Here is a 23680-nt window from a genome sequence, read left to right on the forward strand (position 1 = left end):
GAGTGGGGGCGGCTCGGAGTTGGGGGCGGCCCGGGCGGGCCGGGGCAGGCGGGCCCTACAGCTCGACGCCCACCATCACGGGCTCGTTGACGAGCGTGACGCCGAAGGCCTCACGCACCCCGGCGACCACTTCGCGGGCCAGCTCCAGCAGGTCGTCCGCGGTGGCCGCGCCCCGGTTGGTGAGGGCGAGGGTGTGCTTCGTGGAGATGCGGGCGGGTCCGCTGCCGTAGCCCTTGGTGAAGCCCGCCTTGTCGATCAGCCAGGCCGCGGAGGTCTTGGTGTGTCCCTGTCCCGCCGGGTAGGCGGGCGGTTCCACGGCGTCGCCGAGCCGCTCCCGCACACGCGCGTGGAACGCGGCGAAGTCGGCGTCGGTGAGGATCGGGTTGGTGAAGAACGAACCGGCCGACCAGGTGTCGTGGTCCTCCGCGTCCAGGACCATGCCCTTCCCGGCGCGCAGCTTCAGCACGGTCTCGCGGGCGTCGGCGAGCGGTACGCGGTCCCCGGGCTCGACGCCCAGCGCGCGTGCCGTCTCGGCGTACTTCAGGGGCGCCGACAGCCCGCCCGCGTCCTCCAGCGCGAACCGGACGCGCAGCACGACGTACCGCTCGGGGTCGGCCTTGAAGCGGCTGTGACGGTAGGAGAAGGCGCACTCCTCACCGGTGAGCGCGACCGTCTCGCCCGTGCGGCGGTCGTACGCGACGACCTCGGTGATCGTCGAGGAGACCTCCTGGCCGTACGCCCCGACGTTCTGGATCGGGGTGGCCCCCGCCGAGCCGGGAATGCCGGCCAGGCACTCGACGCCGGCGAGCCCGGCCTCCACGGTGCGGGCGACGGCGTCGGTCCACACCTCTCCGGCGGCCAGTTCGAGCCGGGTCCCGACGAGTTCGTAGCCGCGGGTGGCGATGCGCAGGGCCGTGCCGGGGAAGCCCTTGTCGCCGATGACGAGGTTCGAGCCGCCGCCCACGATCAGCAGCGGCGTACCGTCGGCGTCGGCCTCGCGCACGGCGGCGACCACCTCGGCATCGGTCGTCGCGGTCACCAGCCTGGCGGCGGGACCGCCCAGCCGGAAGGTGGTCAGCGGGGCGAGCGGGGCGTCACGGAGTTCCTGCACGCGCCCAGCCTACGAGACAGCGCTGACACCGATCCGGCCAGGCGTCCGCCGACGGGCCGTGGGATCGGCCGACGGGCGTCGGATCCGCCGACGGACGGTTGGGACCGGCCGACGGACGGTTGGGGCCGGCCGACGGACGGTTGGGACCGGCCGACGGGCCGCGGGGGACGCGTAAGGGGCGTCTCTCCATGGAGGACGCCCCTTACGGCACCGTCTGCTGCCGGGCGTCCCGGCCGGGTCGCCCTCAGGCCAGTCGTACGACCGCCCGGGACATCCCGAGAACCTTCAACCCGCCGCTGGTCACCGTCAGATCGACCCGCACGGTGTTGTCGTCGAGCTTGGCGCCGACCTTGCCGGTCACCTCGATGACCGCGCCCTGGTCGTCGTTCGGAACGACGACGGGCTTGGTGAAGCGGACGCCGTAGTCCACGAGCGCGCCCGGGTCGCCGGTCCAGTCGGTGACGACGCGGATCGCCTCGGCCATGGTGAACATGCCGTGCGCGATGACGTCCGGCAGGCCCACCTCCCTGGCGAACTTCTCGTTCCAGTGGATGGGGTTGAAGTCCCCGGAGGCACCCGCGTAGCGCACGAGCGTGGCGCGGTTCACAGGGAAGGACTGGGCCGGCAGCTCGGTGCCGACCTCGACGTCGTCGTAAGCGATCTTCGTCGTCATCGGTTCCTCACGCCTTCCCGTCGGCCTGCGCCGCGGCTTCCGCGGGGTCTGCGGGGTCCGCCGCGCGGGCGACGAGCTTGGTCCAGGCGGTCACGACGTGCTCGCCCGCCTCGTCGTGCACCTCGCCGCGGATGTCCAGGATGTCGTTGCCCGCCATGGACTTGACGGCCTCGATGGTCGAGGTGACCGTGAGCCGGTCACCCGCGCGCACCGGGCGCCGGTAGGCGAACTTCTGGTCTCCGTGCACCACGCGGCTGTAGTCCAGCCCCAGCTGAGGGTCCTGGACGACCTGTCCGGCCGCCTTGAAGGTGATCGAGAACACGAACGTCGGCGGCGCGATCACATCCGGGTGTCCCAGGGCCTTGGCGGCGTCCGGGTCGGTGTACGCCGGATGGGCGTCCCCCACGGCCTCGGCGAACTCGCGGATCTTCTCCCGGCCGACCTCATAGGGATCGGTGGGCGGGTAGGTCCGCCCGACGAAGGACTGGTCGAGTGCCATGGGCCTCGGCACCTCCTGATTTGCTCTGCGCCGCTCTGGGACTGCGTCGCTCTACTGACCGGTACGAGTCGCTCAACGACACGAGGCCGCCCCCGATCACTCGGGGACGGCCTCGCATACGAGCCTGGTTTATCGCGTTTCGCGGTGCGCGGTGTGCGCATTGCAACGCGGGCAGTGCTTCTTCATCTCCATTCGGTCCGGGTTGTTACGCCGGTTCTTCTTGGTGATGTAGTTCCGCTCCTTGCACTCCACGCAGGCCAGCGTGATCTTCGGGCGGACGTCGGTGGCAGCCACAGGAGTGCTCCTTGACGAACGGATGGGACGATTAACGCATAGAAGAGTAGCCGATCGAAGGACCGACCCCACAATCGGCTACTGTCAGTAGCGGTGACCGGACTTGAACCGGTGACACAGCGATTATGAGCCGCTTGCTCTACCGACTGAGCTACACCGCTTTGATGGGATCGGGCCCCGCCTCGCGACGGGAACCTCACCCACCAGAGCCCCAATACGGAATCGAACCGTAGACCTTCTCCTTACCATGGAGACGCTCTACCGACTGAGCTATTGGGGCGAGCGATGAAGACATTACACGGTCCGCAGCCGTTCACCCAAATCCGTTTCACGGGCCCCTCCGGGACCGCCCCGAGGGCCGTCTTCCGAGGTCCCGGCAGCCTCCCGCGCCCCTCCCGCACAGGGGGCCACACCAGTACGACTATTGCGCTCCTCCCCGCCCGCGCCGAACCGCCGCCCTAGGCTCGACTCACTCTGCGTGATCACGCGTCCCTGTGCGACGCCTGCGTCCTCAGCGTGTGCTGCGTCACCGGCGCAGTCCCGAGCCCCTGGAGCGCGATGCCCGACAGCCAGCCGCAGCCGCCCCACTCGTGGTCGTCCTCGTCCGGCGACTCCGACGGCTCGACCGACCCGGCAGCCCTGCTGCTGTGCGGGGCCCGTCTGACGGACGGCCGGACCGTGGACGTCCGGCTGGGCCGCGGGCGCATCGAGGCGGTCGGCACGGCAGGCAGCCTGACGGCCGGACCGGGCCCCTCCGGCCCGATCGCCGGCGCCCGCGTGGACCTCGGCGGCTATCTGCTGCTCCCGGCCCCGGCAGAGCCGCACGCACACGCCGACACGGCCCTCACGGCCGACGTCGACGGCCCCGTCTCCTACGCCCCCCTTGACGTCCAGCGCCGCGCCACGGAGGCGGTCCTGGTGCAACTGGGCCATGGCGCGACGGCGGTACGCGCCCATGTCCACGTGGGCGACGTCCAGGGGCTGGGCGCGCTCGCCGCCGTGCTGCGGGCCCAACGCTCGCTGCGCGGGCTCGCGGAGCTGACGACGGTGGCGATGCCCCGGGTGCTGACCGGCGCGGCGGGAGCGGACGGACTCGCCATGCTCCGGGACGCGGTGAAGATGGGCGCCTCGGCGGTGGGCGGCTGCCCTGACCTGGACCCCGACCCCACGGGCTACGTGGAGGCCGTGCTCGAAGTCGCCGCCGAACACGGTTGCCCCGTCGACCTGCACACCGACGCCGGCGACCCCGGCCGCCTGGCCCGTCTCGCCGCGATGGCCGGCGGTCTGCGCCCCGGCGTGGTCCTCAGCCCCTGCGGTGGCCTAGCCCGCCTCCCCGCCGACACGGCCGGCCGCACCGCCGACCAACTGGCCGCCGCCGGCGTGACGGTGGTCTGCCTCCCCCAGGGCGGCTGCGGAGGCGTCGACCAGCGGGGCGCGGCCCCCGTACGGCTGTTGCGCGCGGCCGGGGTGCGGGTGGCGGCCGGCAGCGGGGCCTTGCGGGACGTCGGCAACCCGGTCGGCCGCGGCGACCCCCTGGAAGGGGCCTATCTCCTGGCGTCCCGTCACGGCCTGCGCCCCGAGGACGCCTACGACGCCGTGAGCACGTCCGCCCGCGCCGCGCTGGGCCTGCCCGAGGTGCGCGTCGAGGCGGGCTTCCCGGCCGACCTCCTCGCCGTCCGCGGCGACCGGCTGGCGGGCGCCCTGTCACTGGCGTACAGCAGGATCGTCATCCATCAGGGCCGTGTGGTGGCCCGCACGAGCGCGGTCCGCGAGTACTGCGACTCGGCGGCCGCCACGGAGTTGGGCCTCCCGAGACAGGGACGCGGGGACCTGTCATGAGGACGACGGTCCATGAGGGATGACGGGCGCCGGCCCGCCGGCCCCGCCGGGCTCCGGACGACGGGCGGATCCTGAGCGGATCGGATCCGGCCCGTGCGGCGGGCGGGGCTCCCGGGGCGTACGGTCGACAGCATGCGCATTGTCATCGCTGGTGGTCATGGTCAGATCGCGCTGCGGCTGGAGCGTCTGCTCGCCGCTCGCGGAGACGAGGTCGCGGGGATCATCCGCAAGGCGGAACAGAGCGACGACCTACGGGCGGCCGGCGCCGAACCGGTCGTGCTGGACCTGGAGTCGGCGTCCGTCGAGGAGGTCGCCGAGCGGCTGCGGGGCGCGGACGCGGCCGTGTTCGCGGCGGGTGCGGGCCCGGGCAGCGGGGTGGCCCGCAAGGACACGGTGGACAGGGATGCGGCGGTGCTGTTCGCCGACGCGGCCGTGCGGGCGGGGGTGCGCCGCTTCGTGGTCGTGTCCTCCATGGGCGCGGACCCCGACCACCGGGGCGACGAGATCTTCGACGTCTATCTGCGCGCCAAGGGCCAGGCGGACGCGTACGTGCAGGGTCAGGAGTCCCTCGACTGGACGATCCTGCGCCCCGGCTCGCTCACGGACGACGCCGGCACCGGCCTGGTGCGTCTGGAGGCCCGCACGGGCCGGGGCTCGGTCCCGCGCGACGACGTGGCCGCCGTGCTGGCGGAACTGCTCGACACCCCGGCGACGTCCGGTCTGGTCCTGGAGCTGATCAGCGGCTCCGCCCCGGTGGCCGTGGCGGTGAAGGCGGTGGCGGGGAACTGAGACCGCTCCGCCGCCGGGCCCGTGGAGGCGGAGCAGACGGGGCAGGCGCAGGCGCGGGAGCGGGCGCGCGGGAGCGGGAGCGCTGGAGCGGGCGCGCGGGAGCGGGAGCGGGCGCGCTGGAGCGGGCGCGCGGGAGCGGGAGCGGGCGCGCTGGAGCGGGCGCGCTGGAGCGGGAGCGCGGGAGCGGGAGCGGGCGCGCTGGAGCGGGAGCGCGGGAGCGGGCGCGCTGGAGCGGGAGCGGGCGCGCTGGAGCGGGCGCGCTGGAGCGCTAGAAGAGCGGCAGTTGCCCCGGGAACTCCGGCACGACGTAGCCGTCCAAGGACGGCTGAGCGGCCCCCAGTTGGGCCGTGCTGCGGGAGCCGGGACAGGAGACCAGGTCGCCGCTCCCCCGCGCCCCCGGCGGGTCGTGCCGGGCGAACCGTCCGGCGACGACGGCGATCTCGCGACGGCACTCCGGACAGGTTCTGCGACGGCTGGACGCGCTGGACATGGGGCCAGTCTGCCCCAGTGGGCCACGCGGGTGCCCCTGGCGGGACGCGCCCCGCTCACCGCGCGGAAGTGCGCCGCCCTCCCTAGCATCGCTACACGTGGCACATACCTTCGAGGAACTCGTGCAGAAGCAACGCGCGGCCGACGAGGCACACGCGAGGGTCGAAGCGCTGCGGGACGCCTACGGCGCGCCCACGGCCACTCCCTGGTCGGAGATCCAGACCGACACCTACGAGACCGCATGGCGCGCCTGGCGCGACCTGGCCCGCGACGTCCAGGCCACGGTGACCGAGTACGCCAAGGACGAGAACAAGCCGCGCAACGACGTCGAGGCGGAGGTGAAAAGGGCGGCGAAGTCCCCCTCCGAGGAAGCCTGAGACCAAACAGCCCCGGCTTGCCCGGAGACACCCGGCCCCACACGAAGAAACCCCTCCGCTCTACGTTTCCGCAGTTCAGAGGGGTCACTTCACTCAGCGTGGCGGCGCCAGGATTCGAACCTGGGAAGGCTGAGCCGGCAGATTTACAGCCCTCACACGATCGCCTGGTTACACGTCCTCTGACCTGCGGCTTCTCGCGCATCGAAAGCCGGGCAATGGGTCATCGTCCACGACTCGTCCACATCCAGGAGGTCATGCGATGACCCACGGCAGCATGACGCACCTGAAGGGCACGGTCTATGTAATGGCCGCAGCCTGAGATCTTGGGCCTGAACCACTGGGGGAATCTCCCCGTCGGCGGGCCCCGGGCGGGGGGTCGCCTGGCCCACGCACATCTTCCAGCACCGCTTGCCCGCGCTGGTCAACGAATTTCGTGAACAGCTCCTGCGAGTACCCGAAGATGATGGCCCAGGCGATGATCTGCGCGGATGAGTCGAGCGCACTGAGACCTGGAACAAATCCACCGCGCATGAGGAGAAGACCTCCGACAGCCGTCAGAGCGCCCGCTGGCAACTTCAATGCTGCCAGAGCAACTGGTACCCCATAAGGGGTGGCTGTACCTCTGATCTTCCGCAACGCTGAGGCTGAGGCGAGGCCAGCCGCTACAAGGCCAGCGACTTCAACAACGAAATAGTCTCGGCGCATGGCGGTCTTCTCGAGGTTTACGTCCACATCTGGGGAGGAAGGAAAAGGATCACTTCCTGTAGGGCAGACCACCTCGTACATCACTGGTGACTTTGTCCCCGGCTTCTCCGATTCTACTGAAAGAGCTTCCACCGACTTCGTTGGGTTAAAACAGAGTGGTACTACCTCGGGCCAGAGGGCACTGAGCGTGCAGATACTCACCGCCAGAACAAACAAGAACCCAGCCACCACCCATACGATGCGCACAAAGCTCTTGGCGCGCAGTTTTTCACGGAGGCTAACCGCCTGAGCAGCTTCGACCGCCTCGGTGATCATTACCACGTCGATATCGCTCAGGGAATCGCCGCGCCGGACATTCTCGACGGATTTCCTGCGCTCGTCGCCCGAGGGAAGATGCTCCTTGACGACTGCCAGCAAGCTAGGCAGATATGGCTTAATGGCCTCCGGAGACGACAGGAAGGACTTTACCCAGAGCAGTCGAGCCGCACTAAGGTGGATCTGAGCAGCAGTTACATGTGACCCCAGCGGCATCCTGTGATGTTTTTCAAAGTCGAGCAACAAGTCTGCGGAATCCAATTCAGCACGGGCCGCCGCGAGTAGCTTCTTACCAGCATCAAGGTCAGAAAGGCTGTCATCCGTAGCCTCTACGAGAGCTCTCATGGTGCGAATAGTGGCGCGACCCTCTTCACTAAGTTCCCAGGAGCGTCGCTCCCGCCACCACTCACGGAAGCGCCCAAAATACCTATCGGCCAACTCTGCCATGCCGCTCCATCTACCCCGACATACGATTGGAATCGCCCTAATTGACCTATCCGGCGCATTCCTATCGCTCGTCTTGATGACGGCTATTACAACCGTAAGCCACGAAAAGACATCGTCCGAGCTGCTACCGACAGGACGTCCCGATGCTTCGCGCGCGGCTAGCCTCCGGCGAGTACGCCCCAGGTGACAAGTTCCCCGGGACGCTGTGTCGTTGCGGCTACCCAACCCACCGGACTCGTGCGCTTTCCGGCACCTCGACGTCACGGGGAACGACCCACGACTTGAAGCCCTCCCGCTTGCAGGTGAGTACGACCCGCATCGGGGAGTTCAGCCACTGGTCCCGCCATCGAGCAGCCCGATCGTGGCCTTCCTGCCAATGCGGCGGCCTGGTGCGCTCGATGCTGAACGGCCGCCCCGTACCAACATCCAAAGAGAACGGGGCAACGGTCTTCCCGTGCACGTCCGCACCATCGGCGCCATGCGTGAAACAGACCGGTCCCCACACCTGCGCGTCCACTTGCTCTTGTGTCGGCCCGCCGGTCAGGGTTGCGGTACGGGACATGTCGTCACTCTGCGCGATTTCGATGCGGATCTCGTCCAAGTGACAAAGGGGCAGCGGGCCAATGAGGCGCACCCTGAGCGTGGCTCGGTCGCCTTCACGGTCCTCGATGGAGAGGTCGAACTGCGGCAGCAGGTCAGCGTGCCACCGGTCCTGCTCGATCCGGGCGACTGTGTCAGCGGTGCGGCCGGACCGCCGGGCGGCAAACCATGCGCCGAAGGCGGCCACAGTGCTGAGGCCAGCCGTGGATAACGAGGCGACATCGCCCCTGGGGATATCCATGCGGCGGGAGACTGGCGGCAGACACCCGCGCTGTGGATCCGATCGGCTCGCGCAGAGTCAGCCGTCGACGAAGGGAGCAGGGCCAAGCCCTGCGAGCCCGACTTCGTCCGGGCCGCAACCTGTTTCGCCATGAACTCGCTCTCGCGGCCTTCCGGCATGCGCAGCACCCCAGGTGCCGCATCGAAAAGGTCGACCCCCTCCGCTGACTCAGCCAAGGCGACGCTGCCAGCCCAGGTGCTGGTGCGGTCGGACTCCCGGTTGTCGGTGCGGCTGGGGTCGTAGCGGAGCACGGCCGAAGCAGTGACCGCCACTTCGCAACCGTCCGGCATGACGACGACGGCGGGACCGACGTGCACGGTTGTTGTTACTAGCCCGTGGCGGGGCTGGCGCGGCCAGTCAGTGTTTGACGATGTAGGCCACGACGATGACCGCGATGATCAGCGTGACGAGAATGACGAGCGCAGCACCGCCGCCCGAGGATGCGGTCTCGGCAGGCTTGGCCTGCCAGCCGATCGGCGCCTGCTCGAACCCGTCAACCCCGCGCGGCTCCAGGCCGCCGTGCTCCTGCTGCCGGTGTGCCACAGCATCTGCCTGCACTGCCTCCTCGCTATCGCGGGGCTGATTCTGCCCCTGGCAGCTATTGCAGAAATACCGAAGGCCCCAGACCACCTGGCCCTGAGGAACTGGGTGCTCATTCTCCACGAGCAGACGGTAGCGACGCGGCGACTCTTCGCGTAGGCAGTGCATCGGTGAAGTGGCCCACCCCACACGCTGCCGTTGCGGTGCAGCGTGCCGTCACCCCTCGTAGGGTGTTCCTGCTCGGGGCTGTCGCGGAGGTCCCTCAGGCTCCGAATCAGGAGTGGCAGGAGATGGGCCGAGAGCCAAGCGCCGCCGTGACCAGTGATCACGAGCGCTTCCGCGCTGGTGCTGCAGATCTATAGTCCTGTCAAGACTGCATCCTCTGAGCCGCATTTGACCTGCGCAGATGACGGAGCCGGGAGGCAAGTCGACCTCAGACGTCCACGCCTCGTCCACGTGCGGCCGGCTAGGCCCTCCGCCGGCCGATCGGAACGGCGATGTATAGCTGTCGGAAACCGTGCAGAGCGGCATGGAACGCAGCCGCGATCTCGCGCACCCTCTGCTCGCTTTCGATCGCTCGCATGGAGATGTAGTCGGGCGAGATGTTGGGCTGTGTCGCTGTGTCCGCGAGCACCAGTGCTTCAGCCACAGACTGCAAGACCGTCATGGCCTCGTCCGGGATGGTGGGCCCACTGCAAGACATAGCGTCAAGCTCCACCATCCACCCTCAGCCCGACGAGCGATGCATACAAAGATCGCGTCGTCGGTCTTGGCTCTTCTGTAGGCCGCGCGGTGGGCTTCCGGCTATGGGGAAGTCTGGGCCGAAGCCCGCAAACGGGCCCTGACCCCAGCGGAGTTCGAGTCGGTGTTGGCCGAACGGCCGTATGACCTTCGCCACGCGGCGGTCTCCACCTGGCTCAGCTCTGGAGTCGAGCCTCAGCTTGTGGCAGAGCGCGCCGGTCACAGCGTGGCCGTCCTGTTTCGCGTGTACGCCAAGTTCCTCAAGGACGGAGATGAGGCCGCGAACGCCAAGATCTCCGCCCGGCTGGGACAGGGTGGGTGAGGACTGGATCCCGTCCACGCCCCGTCCACAGCGTTCGAGATGGGGGCGTTCGAACGAGACAGTGCGCTGATCGCCGGGTACATGACTAAGGGCCCTGTGAACAGCTGAAACAGCTGGTCACAGGGCCCTTAGTTCCCGTGTGGCGGCGCCAGGATTCGAACCTGGGAAGGCTGAGCCGGCAGATTTACAGTCTGCTCCCTTTGGCCGCTCGGGCACACCGCCGGGTTTGCTGCCGATTCGAACCGCTTTTCGGCGGTGCTCCCTGGCAACGACGTAAACGATACCTGATGCGCAGGGGTGCTTCGCCACCTGATTCCTCGCCGCCCAGAGGGAGCGGGGTGGCTAGGCTTGTGCGGATGCGGCCCGGGATCACGCCGGGCTCGGCGGTCACCCCCGCGTGCGCCGATTCGCACCCGATACGCACTCTGATACAAGGAGCCACAGGACATGGCCGACTCCAGTTTCGACATCGTCTCGAAGGTCGAGCGGCAGGAGGTCGACAACGCCCTCAACCAGGCCGCCAAGGAGATCTCGCAGCGCTACGACTTCAAGGGCGTGGGCGCCTCGATCTCGTGGTCCGGTGAGAAGATCCTGATGGAGGCGAACTCCGAGGACCGGGTGAACGCTGTCCTCGACGTCTTCCAGTCCAAGCTCATCAAGCGCGGGATCTCGCTGAAGGCGCTGGACGCGGGCGAGCCCCAGCTCTCCGGCAAGGAGTACAAGCTCTTCGCGGAGATCAAGGAGGGCATCTCCCAGGACAACGCGAAGAAGGTCGCGAAGCTCATCCGTGACGAGGGCCCCAAGGGCGTGAAGGCCCAGGTCCAGGGTGAGGAACTCCGGGTCAGCTCCAAGAGCCGCGACGACCTGCAGACGGTCATCGCGCTACTGAAGGGCCAGGACTTCGACTTCGCCCTGCAGTTCGTGAACTACCGGTAGTCCGCCGGGTGGGCGCCTGCCGGGCGCCCACCCTCCTGACTCCGCCTACCGGCCGCGCTCAGTCGCGCGAGTTGCCGAACAGCAGGCGGTAGACGATCAGGAGCACGAGCGAACCGCCGATCGCCGCGGCCCAGGTCGCGCCGTCGTAGAAGTCCTTGCTGATGGGGTGGTCCAGCCAGCGGGCCGATATCCAGCCGCCGATGAACGCGCCGGCGACGCCGATGACGGTCGTGCCGACGAAGCCACCCGGGTCACGGCCCGGCAGCAGCACCTTGGCGATGACTCCGGCCAACAGCCCCAGGATGATCCAGCTGATGATGCTCATGCCCTGAACCTGCCCTTCCGTGCTGTGCCCGGGCTGTCCGGGCGCTGTGATCTCGCGCGCCGGCCAGCTCAGGCGCTCGCTCGCCGAAGCGGGCTGTACTCGCCCCCGCCGCCGGCGTCGGCATAGGGGGCCGTCGAGGCTTCGGCTTCGTACGAGGTTCGTGCCCCGTTGGCGGGGACGACGTCACTACGGCGTCCAGCGGTTCCGTGGATCAGTAGGGTGCGGCGCATGACACAGCCAGGACCGTCCCCTGAGCTACGGCGGACGCTGGGCGTCGGCGACGCCGTCGTTGTCGGGCTCGGCTCGATGATCGGCGCGGGCGTCTTCGCGGCCCTCGCCCCCGCCGCGCACGCGGCGGGCTCCGGTCTGCTGATCGGGCTGGCGTTCGCCGCGGTGGTCGCCTACTGCAACGCCATGGCGTCGGCGCGCCTGGCCGCGTTGTATCCCGCGTCCGGTGGCACGTACGTGTACGGACGCGAGCGGCTCGGGCCGTTCTGGGGGTATCTGGCCGGCTGCTCGTTCGTGGTCGGGAAGACGGCCTCCTGTGCGGCGATGGCGCTGACGGTCGGGGCGTACGTCTGGCCGGGGCGGGAGCACGCGATCGCGGTGGCGGCCGTGGTGACGCTGACCGCGGTGAACTACGGGGGTATCCAGAAGTCGGCCTGGCTGACGCGGGTGATCGTGGTGGTGGTCCTGGCGGTCCTCGCTTCCGTGGTGGTCGTGTGCCTGGGATCGGGCACTTCCGATGCCGGGCGGCTGGAGATCGGGGCCTCCGAGGGCTTCGGCGGGGTGCTGCAGGCCGCCGGTCTGCTCTTCTTCGCGTTCGCCGGATACGCACGCATCGCGACCCTCGGCGAGGAGGTGCGGGACCCGGAGCGCACCATCCCCCGCGCGATCCCCCTGGCGCTGGGCATCACGCTTGTCGTGTACGCGAGTGTGGCGGTGGCCGTCCTTTCCGTGTCCGGGGCCGCCGAACTCGGCCGGTCTGCCGCGCCACTGGCCGACGCGGTCCGGGCGGCGGGGGCGTCCGAGCTGGTGCCGGTGGTGCGCGTCGGCGCCGCCGTGGCCGCGCTGGGCTCTCTGCTCGCCCTCATCCTGGGCGTCTCACGCACCACGCTGGCCATGGCGAGGGACAGGCATCTGCCCCACGCCCTGTCCGTCGTTCACCCGCGCTTCCAGGTGCCGCACCGGGCCGAACTCGCCGTGGGCGCGGTGGTCGCGGTCCTGGCCGCCACGGTGGACGTCCGAGGTGCGATCGGGTTCTCCTCCTTCGGGGTGCTTGCGTACTACGCCGTGGCCAATGCATCGGCCTGGACGCTCGATTCGGCTCCTGGGCGGCGGGCGCTGCCCGCGCTGGGACTCCTGGGCTGTCTGGTCCTCGCCTTCGCGCTGCCTGCGACGTCGGTGATGGTGGGGGCGGGGGTGCTCGCGGTGGGGGTGGTCGCGTACGGAGTACGGCTGCGGGTGACCAGGCTGACCCGCTGATGCGGCCCGTACAGCGGGGGCGCGACGGCCCATGATCTGGGCCACGGCCCATGGCCTGGGCGACAGCCGACCGGTGGTGGGCACAGCCGAATCGTGCAGGGCGCGGGCGTGGGGCTCACGTCGTCGGGGCCCGGTCCGTCGCCGTGCGTATGCGGAACTGGGTCCATGGCGTCAGACTGAGGTCCTCGTCCATGACGTCGTACCAGCCCGTGCCGTCGAGCCATGCGCGCAACCACTCGGAGAGGCTGGGTGCGTCGACGAACCAGGCCTGGTCGGGATCGCCGGGGTTCGGCTCGAAGAGCAGGACGCTCGCCTGCGGTGAGCGGCAGTCCACGCAGGCGTACATGGCACAGCCCCAGTGGGATATCGGCAGAACCCCTTCCGGCCACGGCCAGTCCGGGTCCTGACGTCCGCTCGCGCGGTTGGCGAGGTACTGGCTGACGGCAGCTGGTTCGCCGGACGGGGTGCTGTCCAGCAGGGACAACAGGCCGTACTCCGGGCCGAATCCGCCGTCGCCGATACGCAGGTAGAGGTCGGCGAGCAGCGCGGGCAGCGGAAAGCCGAGGGCGGCCTCGGCCTGGGCCACGGTGACCCGGTCCACGGGCTCGGGGAGGGAGGGCCGGCCCCACGGGCGGACGGCGGCCGCCTTGGCCGCCACCCTTTCCAGCAACTGCGCGTTCTCGGTCATGCGTTCATGATGCAAGCCACCGCTGACAACCGGCCCGGCCTGTGGACAACCCGTCGGTTGTGGACAAACCCAGGCCTGCCGGCCAGGCGGCTGGCCGTCCGGCCGATCGGCTGTGGGGGACGCCGACGAGCGGGCCAGAGATCAGATGTTCGCGGCGTCGCCTCCCGTCTCAGCGTGATGCGAACGGCTGGTCCGTGCGCACGATTTCGCGGCCGAGCGGGAACAGGGAGACGGGGATCAGTTTGAAGTTCGCGATGCCGAACGGGATGCCGATGATGGTGATGCAGAGGAGGAAGCCCGTGACGATGTGGCCGATGGCCAGCCACCAGCCGGCCAGGACAAGCCAGAGCACGTTCCCGAGGCAGGACGGCGCACCGGCGTCCCGACGCTCTACCGTCGTGTAGCCGAAGGGCCACAGCGCGAAGATCCCGATACGGAAAGCGGCGACGCCGAACGGGATGCCGATAATGGTGATGCAGAGCAGCGCGCCCGCGAGCACGTAGCCGAGGAACAGCCAGAATCCGCTCAGGATCAGCCAGATGACGTTCAGAATGGTCTTCACTGGGGGCGACCTGCCATTTTCTCGAGCCGGGCGATGCGGTCCGCCATCGGCGGATGTGTCGAGAACATCTTGGAGAGTCCCTGACCAGGACGGAAGGGATTCGCGATCATCATGTGACTCGCGGTCTCGATACGGGGCTCCGGAGGCAGCGGAAGCTGTTTGGTGCCCGTCTCCAGTTTGCGCAGGGCGCTCGCGAGGGCGAGCGGGTCTCCGGTGAGCTGGGCGCCGGAGGTGTCGGCCTCGTACTCCCGCGAGCGGCTGATGGCCAGCTGGATGAGACTCGCGGCGAGGGGGCCAAGGATCATGATCAGGAGCATGCCGAGGATGCCGGGGCCGTCGTCGTCGTCGGAGCGGCCGACCGGGATCAGCCAGGCGAAGTTGACCAGGAACATGATCACCGAGGCCAGGGCGCCGGCGACCGAGGAGATGAGGATGTCGCGGTTGTAGACGTGACTGAGCTCGTGGCCGATGACTCCGCGCAGTTCGCGCTCGTCCAGAAGGCGCAGGATGCCTTCCGTGCAGCACACGGCGGCGTTGCGAGGGTTGCGGCCGGTCGCGAAGGCGTTGGGCGCCTCCGTCGGGGAGATGTACAGGCGGGGCATGGGCTGGCGGGCCTGGGTGGAGAGCTCGCGGACCATCCGGTACAGGGCGGGGGCCTCGAACTCGCTCACCGGGCGGGCGCGCATCGCGCGTAGCGCCAGCTTGTCGCTGTTCCAGTACGCGTACGCGTTGGTGCCGAGCGCGATCAGGACCGCGACGACGAGCCCCAGGCGGCCGAAGAAGCTGCCGATGACGATGATGAGCGCCGACAGCCCCCCGAGGAGTACTGCGGTCCTGAGCCCGTTGTGCCGGCGGTGCACGGTACGCCCTCCAAGTCGTGCAGCAGGGGAACCCTTTACTTGCGGATCTTGCTGGTCTCCGGTGTCACTGGTGCCGTGGTGTCACACCCAGTGCACCCTCCCGTACTGGTCAACGCCAGGCGGGAGGCGCGAGTTCCCTTGTGCCTGCGGGCAGGGGTGTGGGCCGTCCGGGTGAGGACGGTGGCGTACGCGCGCGTGCGGTCTCAGAAGAGGCCGGTGTCGGCGAAGCGCAGGACCAGCTGGGGAGCTCCGGAGAGGGCGATGCCGAGGGCTGCGGTGAGGGCGATCGCGGCCGTGAGCGGGGCGGGGACCCGGTGCTTCTCGGACCGGCCCTCGGGCGCCCTGAAGAGCAGGGCCGTCCACTGGAGGTAGTAGTACAGGGCGATCACGACGTTGATGGCCATGACGACCGCGAGCCAGCCGAGACCCGCGCCGACGGCCGCCGAGAAGACGGTGACCTTCGCGAAGAGACCGATGACGCCGGGCGGCAGTCCGGCGAGGCAGAGCAGGAAGAAGGCCAGCAGCAGTGCCGCCAAGGGGTTCCTCGCGTACAGGCCGCGGTAGTCCGCGATCCGGTTCCCGGCGCTGGTGCGGCCCACCAGGGCGGCCACCGCGAAGGCGCCGAGGTTCACGGCGGCGTACATGAGGGCGTAGGCGACGGTGGAGCCGACGGCGTGCTCGGCGTCGTCGGAGTACGCGGCGGCGGCGATCGGTACGAGGAGGTAGCCGGCCTGCCCGACGGAGGACCAGGCCAGGAGGCGTACGGCGCTGTACGCGCGCGTGGTCTGCTGGCGGAGGGCGCCGACGTTGCCGACGGTCATGGTGAGGGCGGCCAGCGCGGCCAGGGCGGGACCCCAGACGTCCGCGTACGAGGGGAAGGCGACGACGGTGACGAGGATGAGGCCGGAGAAGCCGACCGCCTTGCCGACGACCGACAGGTAGGCGGCGATGGGCAGCGGGGCGCCGACGTAGGTGTCGGGAACCCAGAAGTGGAACGGGACGGCGGCCGTCTTGAAGGCGAAGCCGATGAGGGTGAGGACCACGCCGGTCTGGGCGAGGGTGTGCAGCTGGCCGTCGACGTGCTGGATCCGCTCGGCGACCTGGGTGAGGTAGAGGGTGCCGGTCGTCGCGTACACGAAGCTGATGCCCAGGAGGCTGACGGTGGTCGCGGTGACGGACGACAGGAAGAACTTCAGGGCCGCTTCGGAGGATCTGCGATCGCCGTGCCGGATGCCGACGAGGGCGAAAACGGGCAGCGAGGCGACCTCCAGGGCGACCACGAGGGTGGCGAGGTCGCGGGAGGCGGGGAGCAGGGCGGCGCCGGCGGCGGACGAAAGCAGCAGGAACCAGAACTCCCCCTCGGGGAGGCGCCCGCGCGCGTCCTTCAGGGCGGTGACCGACAGCAGGGCTGTCAGCAACGCTCCCCCGAGCACCAGGAACTGGATGACGAGGGTGAAGCGGTCCACGGTGTAGCTGCAGGTGCTCGGCTCGCCGGTCAGGCAGAAGGTGGAGCGGTCGCCGTCCAGGAGGGGCACGAGGAGGGCCGCGGAGGCCGCGAGGCCCGCGACCGAGAGCCAGCCGAGGAGCGGTTTGCGGGTCTCTGCCACGAAGAGGTCGGCGACGAGGACGACGAGGGCGACGACCGCGGTGAGGGTGGGTGGTGCGATGGCCTGCCAGTCGACGGACTGGACCGCTGACGCGGCCAGGGACTGCACCGGGTACTGGACCAGGGAGCTCATCGGGTGCCTCCTGCGAGGAGCTGCTGCACGGCCGGGTCGGTCAGGCCGAGGAGGACCCTGGGCCACAGGCCGGCGACGACGGTGAGGGCGACGAGCGGGGTCCAGGCCGCGAACTCGTAGGTCCGCACGTCGGCGAGGCGGGGGGCGTCCTGGGCGACGGTGCCCATGCAGACGCGGCGGACCACGGCGAGCAGGTAGGCGGCCGTCAGCAGCGTGCCGAACGCGGCGATCGCCGTGAAGGTGAGGTAGGCGGGGCGGCTGAGGCCGGCGGCCGGGTCGAAGGCCCCGAACAGCGCCAGCATCTCGCCCCAGAAGCCGGCGAGGCCCGGCAGGCCGAGCGAGGCGACGGCGGCGAAGGCGAGGAGGCCGCCGAGGCGGGGGGTCCTGCCGTACAGCGCGGCGCCGGTCTGTTCGGCGAGGGCGTCCAGGTCGGTCGTGCCGGTCCGGTCCTTCAGCGCTCCGACCAGGAAGAAGAGGAGGCCGGTGATGAGGCCGTGGGCGATGTTGGCGAACAGTGCGCCGTTCACGCCGGTCGGGGTCATGGTCGCGATGCCGAGGAGGACGAAGCCCATGTGGCCGACGGAGGAGTAGGCGATCAGTCGCTTGAGGTCGCCCTTCGCGCCCTGCTTGGCGAGGGCGAGGCAGGCCAGGGATCCGTAGACGATCCCGACGACGGCCAGGGCGGCGAGGTAGGGCGCGAAGATCCGGAACCCGTCGGGCGCGACCGGAAGCAGAATCCGGACGAACCCGTACGTGCCCATCTTCAGCAGCACACCGGCCAGCAGGACCGAGCCGACGGTCGGGGCGGCGGTGTGAGCGTCGGGCAGCCAGCTGTGCAGGGGCCACATCGGGGTCTTGACCGCGAGCCCGATCCCGATCGCCAGTACGGCGATGACCTGCACGGATGTGGTCAGCGACCGGCCGTTGTCAGTGGCGAGTGCCACCATGTCGAAAGTGCCCGCCTTGATTCCGATCAGGAGCAGGCCGAGCAGCATGACCACGGATCCGAGCAGGGTGAAGAGGATGAACTTCCAGGCCGCCCGGGTCCGGCCCTCGCCGCCCCAGCGGGCGATGAGGAAGTACATCGGGATGAGCACCATCTCGAAGGCGAGGAAGAACAACAGCAGGTCGAGGACGGCGAAGGTGGCGAGTGTGCCGGACTCGAGCACGAGCACGAGCGCGACGAAGGCCTTGGGGGACGGCCCCTCGGGCTGCTTGAAGTAGGAGTAGAGCGCGCACAGGAAGGTCAGCAGCGCGGTCAGCACCAGCAGGGGGAGGGAGATGCCGTCGATGCCGAGGTGGATGCGCACGTCCAGTGCGGGGATCCAGCTGATGTCCGTGTTGGCCTGCATCTTCGACGGGTGGTCGTGGTCGAAGCCCAGCGCGAGGACGATCGCCGCGACGAGGATGGCCCCGGTGACCGTGACGCCGTGCCGCAGCACGGCCTGCTCGGGCGACTTCCCCTTCAGTCCTGGCGGGGCGGGCAGCAGAGCGGCGACGGCCCCGAGGAGCGGGCCGACCACGATGAACGCCAGAAGGACCTGCATCACGGACTCGTTGATATCGATCACGCCTGCTCACGCTCCCGAGGCGACGAGCAGGGCGGCGACCGCGAGGACCACGGTGCCGGCGAGCAGCGCGCTCACATAGGTCTGGACGTTGCCGGTCTGGGCGCGCCGCACGGCGGCCCCCAGCCAGCGGGGCAGGGCGCCCGCGGCGCGTACGTAGGTGTCCACGACCTCCCGGTCGAGGAATCGTACGAGGCTCGCGGCCGCCTGGACGGGGCGTACGAACAGCTCGCGGTAGACGGCGTCCAGGTGGAAGCCGACGGCCGCATGGCGGTGGAGTGGGCCGAGCAGGAGCCGTCCGGGGTCGGCGGGGTCGGGCGCGGAGGCCACGTCGCCGTAGGCGGGCGCGTGCGTCGCGATGGCCTCGGCCTCGACCTGGGCCGCGTCGCCCTCGGGGTGGGCTGCGACCGCGCCCAGCGGAACGCGGACGGCCACCCCGGTGAGACGGCGCCAGGCGGCGTAGGTGACGAGTCCGCCGATCAGGGCAACCCCGGTGCCGAGAACGGAGGTGGTGAGGGTCGGCGCGAGATCGTGGCCGTCGAACCAGTCGGGGAGTGTGCGGTAGGCGAACCCTCCGAGAGCGAGCGAGGGGACGGCCAGGATCCACAGCACCACGTTCATGGTCAGGGGCTGGCGGCCGTGTTCGGGGGCTTCGTCGCCTCGGCCGCGGAAGGCCAGCAGCCACAACCGGGTCGCATAGGCGGCGGTGAGGAGGGCGGTGAACACACCGGCGACGAGGACGGTCCAGCCCGCGGCGCCGGGCGCGTGCCCGGTGTGGCCGGCGGTGACGCGCTCGGCCGCGCCGAGGACGGACTCCTTGGAGAAGAAGCCGCTGAACGGCGGGATCGCGGCGAGCGCGAGAAGCGCCACGGTCATCGTCCAGTAGGCGTCGGGGACGCGGTCACGCAGGTTGCTCATGCGGGACATGGCGGCCAGCGAGTTGGTGCCGGCGGCGTGGATGATCACACCGGCCGCGAGGAACAGCAGCGCCTTGAAGGCACCGTGCGTGAGGAGGTGGAAGACGGCGGCACCGCGGTCGCCGACGGCGAGCGCACCGGTCATGTAGCCGAGCTGGCCCATCGTCGAGTAGGCGAGGACGCGTTTGATGTCGTCCTGGGCGAGCGCGGCCAGACCCGAGCCGACCATCGTGACGGCGGCCATCACGGCGAGGACCGTCATCGCGGCCGCGGAGGCCTCGAACACCGGGAGGAGGCGGGCAATGAAGTAGACGCCGGCGGCGACCATCGTCGCGGCGTGGATCAGCGCGGAGACGGGCGTGGGGCCCGCCATCGCGTCCGGGAGCCAGGTGTGCAGCGGGAACTGGGCGGACTTGCCGGCCACGCCCGCGAGCAGCAGCAGGGCGATGAGCGTCGGGTGGCCGAGGCCGCCGTGGGCGACCGTGCCGAGAACCTTGGTGATCTCGAAGGATCCGGCGTCGGTGGCGAGGGCGAACAGACCGATCAGGAAGGCGACGTCACCCAGTTTGGTGACCAGGAAGGCCTTGATGGAGGCGGCGCGAGCCTCCGGGGTCTCCCAGTAGTGGCCGACCAGGAAGTAGGAGCAGATGCCCATGACCTCCCAGCCGACCAGCAGCACGATCAGATCGCCGGAGTAGACGACCAGGAACATCGCGGAGGTGAAGAGGGACACGAGCGCGGCGTACGAGGGGTAGCGCGGGTCCTCGCGCAGGTAGCCGGTGGAGTAGATCTGCACGCACGCGGCGACGAGGCCTACGACCACCGCGACCAGGGCGGCGAAGCCGTCGATGTGCAGGGCGAGTTCGATGGGGACCGAGCCGGTGGGGGTCAGTTCGGTGGCCGCGTCGACCGAGGCGTCTCCGCCCTGGCGCACGGCGACGACGACGGCCAGTGCGAGGGCGGCGACGGTGGGCAGAACGGCCAGCGGGCGGACGAACCCCGGGGCGGTGCGGCCCAGGAGCAGTCCGGCGACCGCGCCCAGGAACGGAAGGAGGGGGACGAGCACGGCGAGGGTGGTCGTGGTCACGCGGTGGCCTCAGCCTTCTCGGCGGCCGCTCCGGTCGCGGGGGCGTCAGTGTCGGGGCCGTCGGCCGCGGAGCTCTCGTGGCTCTCGTGGCCCTCGGCGGTGTCGCGGAGCCGGTCGATGTCCGCGGTGCCGCGATTGCGGTGGACGGCGAGGACGATCGCCAGGCCGATGCCGATCTCGGCGGCGGCGATGGCGATCGTGAACAGGGTCAGGGCCTGGCCGGAGTGGAGGGTCTCGTCAGCGGTCTTGCTGAGCCAGACGTCGAAGGCGACCAGGTTGAGGTTGACGGCGTTGAGCATCAGCTCGACCGACATCAGGATCAGGATCGCGTTGCGGCGGGCGAGGACGCCGTACAGGCCGGTGCAGAAGAGCAGGGCCGACAGAACGGCGGGATAGACGAGGTGCATCAGCGGGCGCCTTCCTGCTCGGCAGGGCCCTCGTGCTCGTCCCGGCCACCACGGCCGTCCCGCTCGGATGAGGAGCTCCCGGAATTTTTGTGACCGTCCGTGACGAGACGGGAACTCCTGGTGGCGGGTCGGGAGTTCACAGGGGGAGAGCTCGAAGTCGTCTTCGCCTTGCGGGACAGGACGATCGCGCCGACCAGGGCCGCGAGGAGAAGTACGGAGAGGGCTTCGAACGGGAGGACCCAGTTCTGGAAAAGGCTCGCTCCGGTGACCGCGGTCGAACCGGCGGCCGGGCCGTCCAGGTCGATCCAGGTGGCTCGGAAGGCGTCGACGACCACCCAGATCAGGGCGGCGCCGGCGGCGACGGCGACGGTGAGAGCGGCCCACCGGTTGCCGGAGTCCGCGTCCGGGGAGCGGCCGATGGGGGCCTTGGTGAGCATCAGACCGAAGAGGAGGAGGACGACGACGGAACCGACGTAGATGAGGACCTGCACCCAGGCGATGAACTCGGCGGTGAGCAGGAGGTATTCGACGGCGAGGCCACCGAGCGCGACCACGAGCCAGAGGGCCGCGTGCACCAGTTGCCTGGTCGTCACGGTGACGAGGGCGGCGCCGAAGGTGACCAGACCCACCAGGAGGAAGGCGATCTCAACGCCGGTCGGAGACAGGAAGCCCTGCGAGGCCTCGGCGAGGCTCACGCGTCTCCTCCTTCGCTTCCGGCTCCGGCAGCACGCTCGGGGGCCTCGGCGGACTCGGCACGGGCGGCCGCAGCCAGCTTCTCGGCCGACTTGCGAGCGGCGGCGATCTCCTTCGGCTCCTCGGCGGCGGGGTCGAGGGCGGGTGGGGCCGGCACGGTCCACATCCACTCGCGGAGCTTGTCGCGCTCGTGGGTGAGCTCGTGAATGTCGGTCTCCGCGTACTCGAACTCCGGAGACCAGAACAGGGCGTCGAAAGGACAGACCTCGATGCAGATACCGCAGTACATGCACAGCGAGAAGTCGATGGCGAAGCGGTCGAGCACGTTACGGCTGCGCTCACGGCCGCCCGGTGCCGCGGGCGGGACCGTCTCCTTGTGGGAGTCGATGTAGATGCACCAGTCGGGGCACTCACGGGCGCAGAGCATGCAGACCGTGCAGTTCTCCTCGAACAGGCCGATCACGCCGCGGGTGCGGGGCGCGAGCTCGGGCTGGGCGTCCGGGTACTGCTCGGTGACGGTCTTCCGCGTCATCGTGCGGAGGGTGACGGCCAGGCCCTTGGCGAGGCCACTGCCAGGAAGGGGGGCCATGGTTACCGGATCACCACCTTGACGACGCCGGTGAGGGCGATCTGGGCGAGGGAGAGGGGGACGAGGAGGGTCCAGGAGAGCTTTTGGAGCTGGTCCTCGCGCAGCCGGGGATAGGTGACGCGCAACCAGATCACGACGAAGGCGAGGACGGCGGCCTTCAGCAGGGTCCAGACCCAGCCGAGGCCGTCGGCGCCCCAGGGGCCGTGCCAGCCGCCCAGGAAGAGGACGGTGGTCAGACCGCACAGAACGACGATTCCGGCGTACTCGGCGAGGAGGAAGAGAGCGAAGCGCAGACCCGTGTACTCGGTGTACGCACCGAAGATGATCTCCGAGTCGGCGACGGGCATGTCGAACGGTGGCCGCTGGAGTTCGGCGAGCCCGGCGACGAAGAAGACGATTCCGCCGACGATCTGCCAGGGCAGCCACCACCACTCGAAGGCGTCGACGATGCCGGGCAGCGAGACCGTCCCGGCCGCCATCGCCACCGAGGCGGCGGTGAGCAGCATCGGCAACTCGTAGGCGAGGAGTTGGGCGGCGGTGCGCAGACCGCCCAGGAGGGAGAACTTGTTGGCGCTGGACCAGCCGGCCATCAGGGAGCCGAGTACGCCGACGCCCATCACGGCGAGCACGAAGAAGATGCCCGCGTCGAGGACCTGCCCGACGGCGCCCTCGCCTGGGCCGATGGGGATGGTGAGCAGGACGAGGAGATACGGCAGGAGGGCGACGGCCGGTGCGAGCTGGAAGATACGGCGGTCCGCGCCCGCGGGGACGATGTCCTCCTTCTGCGCGAACTTCACCCCGTCCGCGACGAGCTGGGCCCAGCCGTGGAAACCGCCCGCGTACATCGGGCCCAGACGGCCCTGCATATGGGCCATGACCTTGTGCTCGGTCTGACCGACGATCAGAGGGAGGGTGAGGAAGACGACGAAGACGACGAGGAGTCGCAGGGCGACGTCGAGAGCGTCGTTCACTGCTGACCTCCTGCGGGATTCTCGGGGTCGGTGTCGTCGGGGGCGGGGACGGGGGCGTCGGGGGCGGAAGGTTCGGCGTCGTCGGCGGGAGCCGGTCGGCTGTCGGCAGGCGACGGCTTCTCGGCGGACCCGGCCGCGGGCGACGTCGGGCCCGGGGCGCTGCCGCTCGACTCGCGGTCCGGCTTCGCCTCCGGTACCCGCGCCTGTTCCTGTGCCTGTGCCTGTTCGCCTGCCTGCTCCCGTGCCTGTTCCTTTTCCTGCCTCTGCTCGGGCTCCGGTTCGTCGAAGGCCGGGCGGGCGTGGTGCCACGGGGCGTCGGCGCTGCGGGGAGTTGTTGCCGGGCGCGCAGAGGTTGCGGCCGACGAGGCGGGCGGCTGGGTGCGCTGCGAGGCTGAGCCCTGGGAAGCGGACCGTGCGCGACGCGGCCCTGCGGGAGGCTGCGGGACCGGCTCGCTTCCGGCCGCTTCATCGGCTCCCCCGGTTGCAGAGGCTTCGGCGGTTCCGGAGGCTTCTGCGGTTTCCAGGCTCTCAGCGGCTCTCGTGGCCTCGGTCGCCGCTGCGGCTTCCGTGGCAGCCTGCCCCGTCGGGTCCGTCGGGGCTGTCGGGTCCGTCGGGTCCGTCGGTTCTGAGGGCTGGGGGCGTTGGGAGGCGGAGCCGGCGCCGGCGCTTCGGGTGCGGCGTGCTGTGCCGGGGGGCGTGGGCGCGGGGGCCTCCGGCGTGGTCGGCGTCGAGGGCGCCGCCGCGGCTGTCGGGGCTGTCGGGGGCTGGCTTGCTGAGCCCTCGGCTGCTGTGCGGGCGCGGCGGACCGGGCGGTCGGCTGCGGGGCGGGCCG

24 protein-coding genes, 3 tRNA genes and 1 pseudogene are annotated in these 23680 nt (G+C 70.0%); 6 read left to right on the top strand and 22 right to left on the bottom strand.

Features of this window, described 5'->3' with window-relative positions:
* Nucleotides 1-55: 55 nt before the first annotated feature.
* The 6 genes from BG482_RS19960 to BG482_RS19985 all read right to left on the bottom strand — a co-directional run bounded on the left by BG482_RS19960 (nt 56) and on the right by BG482_RS19985 (nt 2857).
* Nucleotides 56-1111, bottom strand: a complete 1056-nt coding sequence (locus BG482_RS19960; RefSeq protein WP_069770421.1) for a UDP-N-acetylmuramate dehydrogenase — start codon at nt 1109-1111, stop codon at nt 56-58.
* 244 nt (nt 1112-1355) lie between these two features.
* Nucleotides 1356-1784 (bottom strand): MaoC family dehydratase, encoded by a 429-nt coding sequence (locus BG482_RS19965; RefSeq protein WP_069770422.1) that lies wholly within the window; start codon nt 1782-1784, stop codon nt 1356-1358.
* A gap of 7 nt (nt 1785-1791) precedes the next feature.
* Nucleotides 1792-2283, bottom strand: coding sequence for a MaoC family dehydratase N-terminal domain-containing protein (locus tag BG482_RS19970; protein WP_069770423.1), 492 nt, complete (start codon nt 2281-2283; stop codon nt 1792-1794).
* A gap of 129 nt (nt 2284-2412) precedes the next feature.
* The gene (gene rpmG / locus BG482_RS19975; RefSeq protein ID WP_018834916.1) at nt 2413-2577 is read right to left on the bottom strand and encodes a 50S ribosomal protein L33; all 165 of its coding nucleotides are present in this window, start codon (nt 2575-2577) and stop codon (nt 2413-2415) included.
* A gap of 88 nt (nt 2578-2665) precedes the next feature.
* Nucleotides 2666-2738 (bottom strand) — tRNA-Met (locus BG482_RS19980).
* 46 nt (nt 2739-2784) lie between these two features.
* Nucleotides 2785-2857: transfer RNA gene (locus BG482_RS19985), tRNA-Thr, on the bottom strand.
* 278 nt (nt 2858-3135) lie between these two features.
* Here BG482_RS19985 and BG482_RS19990 point away from each other — a divergent pair.
* Together BG482_RS19990 and BG482_RS19995 are read left to right on the top strand one after the other, a co-directional pair.
* Nucleotides 3136-4416, top strand: a complete 1281-nt coding sequence (locus tag BG482_RS19990; RefSeq protein WP_069770424.1) for an amidohydrolase family protein — start codon at nt 3136-3138, stop codon at nt 4414-4416.
* A gap of 132 nt (nt 4417-4548) precedes the next feature.
* Nucleotides 4549-5205: an SDR family oxidoreductase gene (locus BG482_RS19995; protein ID WP_069770425.1), complete on the top strand. Its 657-nt coding sequence runs from the start codon at nt 4549-4551 to the stop codon at nt 5203-5205.
* A gap of 268 nt (nt 5206-5473) precedes the next feature.
* On the opposite strand, the gene BG482_RS41215 is transcribed toward BG482_RS19995, so the two are convergent.
* The gene (locus BG482_RS41215) at nt 5474-5695 is read right to left on the bottom strand and encodes a hypothetical protein (RefSeq protein WP_079141938.1); all 222 of its coding nucleotides are present in this window, start codon (nt 5693-5695) and stop codon (nt 5474-5476) included.
* Nucleotides 5696-5792: 97 nt separating this feature from the next.
* Between BG482_RS41215 and BG482_RS20000 the strand changes: the two genes are divergently transcribed.
* A complete protein-coding gene (locus BG482_RS20000; protein WP_069770426.1) occupies nt 5793-6071 on the top strand; it encodes a hypothetical protein in 279 nt (92 codons plus the stop codon).
* Between the two features lie 297 nt (nt 6072-6368).
* Here the strand turns inward: BG482_RS20000 and BG482_RS43475 are convergent, their stop codons facing one another.
* The 3 genes from BG482_RS43475 to BG482_RS43480 form a co-directional block, all read right to left on the bottom strand.
* Nucleotides 6369-7436, bottom strand: a complete 1068-nt coding sequence (locus BG482_RS43475; RefSeq protein ID WP_141746643.1) for a hypothetical protein — start codon at nt 7434-7436, stop codon at nt 6369-6371.
* Nucleotides 7437-7755: 319 nt separating this feature from the next.
* Nucleotides 7756-8379 (bottom strand): hypothetical protein, encoded by a 624-nt coding sequence (locus BG482_RS20005; protein WP_069770427.1) that lies wholly within the window; start codon nt 8377-8379, stop codon nt 7756-7758.
* Nucleotides 8380-8775: 396 nt separating this feature from the next.
* The gene (locus BG482_RS43480; RefSeq protein ID WP_141746644.1) at nt 8776-9081 is read right to left on the bottom strand and encodes a hypothetical protein; all 306 of its coding nucleotides are present in this window, start codon (nt 9079-9081) and stop codon (nt 8776-8778) included.
* A gap of 676 nt (nt 9082-9757) precedes the next feature.
* Between BG482_RS43480 and BG482_RS41220 the strand changes: the two are divergent.
* Nucleotides 9758-10021: pseudogene (locus BG482_RS41220) on the top strand (site-specific integrase); the annotation flags it as partial.
* A 140-nt stretch (nt 10022-10161) separates the two neighbouring features.
* On the opposite strand, the gene BG482_RS20020 reads toward BG482_RS41220, so the two are convergent.
* Nucleotides 10162-10243 (bottom strand) — tRNA-Tyr (locus tag BG482_RS20020).
* 225 nt (nt 10244-10468) lie between these two features.
* On the opposite strand from BG482_RS20020, the gene BG482_RS20025 reads away from it, so the two are divergent.
* Complete coding sequence (locus BG482_RS20025; RefSeq protein ID WP_069770430.1) at nt 10469-10957, top strand: YajQ family cyclic di-GMP-binding protein; 489 nt, start codon at nt 10469-10471, stop codon at nt 10955-10957.
* Between the two features lie 58 nt (nt 10958-11015).
* Here BG482_RS20025 and BG482_RS20030 read toward each other — a convergent pair whose 3' ends face one another.
* Nucleotides 11016-11282, bottom strand: a complete 267-nt coding sequence (locus tag BG482_RS20030) for a GlsB/YeaQ/YmgE family stress response membrane protein (protein ID WP_069770431.1) — start codon at nt 11280-11282, stop codon at nt 11016-11018.
* Between the two features lie 228 nt (nt 11283-11510).
* Between BG482_RS20030 and BG482_RS20035 the strand changes: the two genes are divergently transcribed.
* On the top strand, nt 11511-12767 hold the full coding sequence (locus tag BG482_RS20035; protein WP_069770432.1) for an APC family permease: 1257 nt from the start codon (nt 11511-11513) through the stop codon (nt 12765-12767).
* A gap of 115 nt (nt 12768-12882) precedes the next feature.
* On the opposite strand, the gene BG482_RS20040 is transcribed toward BG482_RS20035, so the two are convergent.
* The 10 genes from BG482_RS20040 to BG482_RS20085 form a co-directional block, all read right to left on the bottom strand.
* Complete coding sequence (locus tag BG482_RS20040; RefSeq protein ID WP_069770433.1) at nt 12883-13455, bottom strand: SMI1/KNR4 family protein; 573 nt, start codon at nt 13453-13455, stop codon at nt 12883-12885.
* A gap of 169 nt (nt 13456-13624) precedes the next feature.
* On the bottom strand, nt 13625-14017 hold the full coding sequence (locus BG482_RS20045; RefSeq protein WP_069770434.1) for a YccF domain-containing protein: 393 nt from the start codon (nt 14015-14017) through the stop codon (nt 13625-13627).
* Nucleotides 14014-14877 carry a zinc metalloprotease HtpX gene (gene htpX / locus BG482_RS20050; protein ID WP_069770435.1) on the bottom strand — a complete coding sequence of 288 codons (864 nt, stop codon included), beginning with the start codon at nt 14875-14877 and terminating at the stop codon, nt 14014-14016. Before htpX ends, BG482_RS20045 begins: the two co-directional genes overlap by 4 nt.
* A 203-nt stretch (nt 14878-15080) precedes the next feature.
* Nucleotides 15081-16616 carry an NADH-quinone oxidoreductase subunit N gene (locus tag BG482_RS20055; RefSeq protein WP_069770436.1) on the bottom strand — a complete coding sequence of 512 codons (1536 nt, stop codon included), beginning with the start codon at nt 16614-16616 and terminating at the stop codon, nt 15081-15083.
* A complete protein-coding gene (locus BG482_RS20060) occupies nt 16613-18187 on the bottom strand; it encodes an NADH-quinone oxidoreductase subunit M (protein WP_069770437.1) in 1575 nt (524 codons plus the stop codon). Before BG482_RS20060 ends, BG482_RS20055 begins: the two co-directional genes overlap by 4 nt.
* Nucleotides 18188-18193: 6 nt before the next feature.
* Nucleotides 18194-20188, bottom strand: a complete 1995-nt coding sequence (locus tag BG482_RS20065; protein ID WP_069770438.1) for an NADH-quinone oxidoreductase subunit L — start codon at nt 20186-20188, stop codon at nt 18194-18196.
* Nucleotides 20185-20595: an NADH-quinone oxidoreductase subunit NuoK gene (gene nuoK / locus BG482_RS20070; RefSeq protein ID WP_069770439.1), complete on the bottom strand. Its 411-nt coding sequence runs from the start codon at nt 20593-20595 to the stop codon at nt 20185-20187. Before nuoK ends, BG482_RS20065 begins: the two co-directional genes overlap by 4 nt.
* Nucleotides 20595-21290: an NADH-quinone oxidoreductase subunit J gene (locus BG482_RS20075; RefSeq protein ID WP_069770440.1), complete on the bottom strand. Its 696-nt coding sequence runs from the start codon at nt 21288-21290 to the stop codon at nt 20595-20597. The genes nuoK and BG482_RS20075 overlap by 1 nt, the downstream gene beginning before the upstream one ends.
* Nucleotides 21287-21877, bottom strand: coding sequence for an NADH-quinone oxidoreductase subunit I (locus BG482_RS20080; protein ID WP_069770441.1), 591 nt, complete (start codon nt 21875-21877; stop codon nt 21287-21289). Before BG482_RS20080 ends, BG482_RS20075 begins: the two co-directional genes overlap by 4 nt.
* 2 nt (nt 21878-21879) lie before the next feature.
* Nucleotides 21880-22848, bottom strand: a complete 969-nt coding sequence (locus BG482_RS20085) for a complex I subunit 1 family protein (RefSeq protein WP_069770442.1) — start codon at nt 22846-22848, stop codon at nt 21880-21882.
* Nucleotides 22849-23680 lie beyond the last annotated feature (832 nt).

This window comes from Streptomyces sp. LUP30 (genome assembly GCF_001746365.1).
Classification (GTDB): Bacteria; Actinomycetota; Actinomycetes; order Streptomycetales; family Streptomycetaceae; genus Streptomyces.

Bases quoted from the DNA above. Each gene is read 5' to 3' on its own strand.
- BG482_RS19965 (WP_069770422.1), bottom strand. From the start codon at position 1,784: ATGACGACGAAGATCGCTTACGACGACGTCGAGGTCGGCACCGAGCTG.
- BG482_RS19970 (WP_069770423.1), bottom strand. From the start codon at position 2,283: ATGGCACTCGACCAGTCCTTCGTCGGGCGGACCTACCCGCCCACCGAT.
- BG482_RS19990 (WP_069770424.1), top strand. From the start codon at position 3,136: ATGCCCGACAGCCAGCCGCAGCCGCCCCACTCGTGGTCGTCCTCGTCC.
- BG482_RS19995 (WP_069770425.1), top strand. From the start codon at position 4,549: ATGCGCATTGTCATCGCTGGTGGTCATGGTCAGATCGCGCTGCGGCTG.
- BG482_RS41215 (WP_079141938.1), bottom strand. From the start codon at position 5,695: ATGTCCAGCGCGTCCAGCCGTCGCAGAACCTGTCCGGAGTGCCGTCGC.
- BG482_RS43475 (WP_141746643.1), bottom strand. From the start codon at position 7,436: ATGAGAGCTCTCGTAGAGGCTACGGATGACAGCCTTTCTGACCTTGAT.
- BG482_RS20005 (WP_069770427.1), bottom strand. From the start codon at position 8,379: ATGGATATCCCCAGGGGCGATGTCGCCTCGTTATCCACGGCTGGCCTC.
- BG482_RS20025 (WP_069770430.1), top strand. From the start codon at position 10,469: ATGGCCGACTCCAGTTTCGACATCGTCTCGAAGGTCGAGCGGCAGGAG.
- BG482_RS20030 (WP_069770431.1), bottom strand. From the start codon at position 11,282: ATGAGCATCATCAGCTGGATCATCCTGGGGCTGTTGGCCGGAGTCATC.
- BG482_RS20035 (WP_069770432.1), top strand. From the start codon at position 11,511: ATGACACAGCCAGGACCGTCCCCTGAGCTACGGCGGACGCTGGGCGTC.
- BG482_RS20040 (WP_069770433.1), bottom strand. From the start codon at position 13,455: ATGACCGAGAACGCGCAGTTGCTGGAAAGGGTGGCGGCCAAGGCGGCC.
- BG482_RS20055 (WP_069770436.1), bottom strand. From the start codon at position 16,616: ATGAGCTCCCTGGTCCAGTACCCGGTGCAGTCCCTGGCCGCGTCAGCG.
- nuoK (WP_069770439.1), bottom strand. From the start codon at position 20,595: ATGCACCTCGTCTATCCCGCCGTTCTGTCGGCCCTGCTCTTCTGCACC.
- BG482_RS20080 (WP_069770441.1), bottom strand. From the start codon at position 21,877: ATGGCCCCCCTTCCTGGCAGTGGCCTCGCCAAGGGCCTGGCCGTCACC.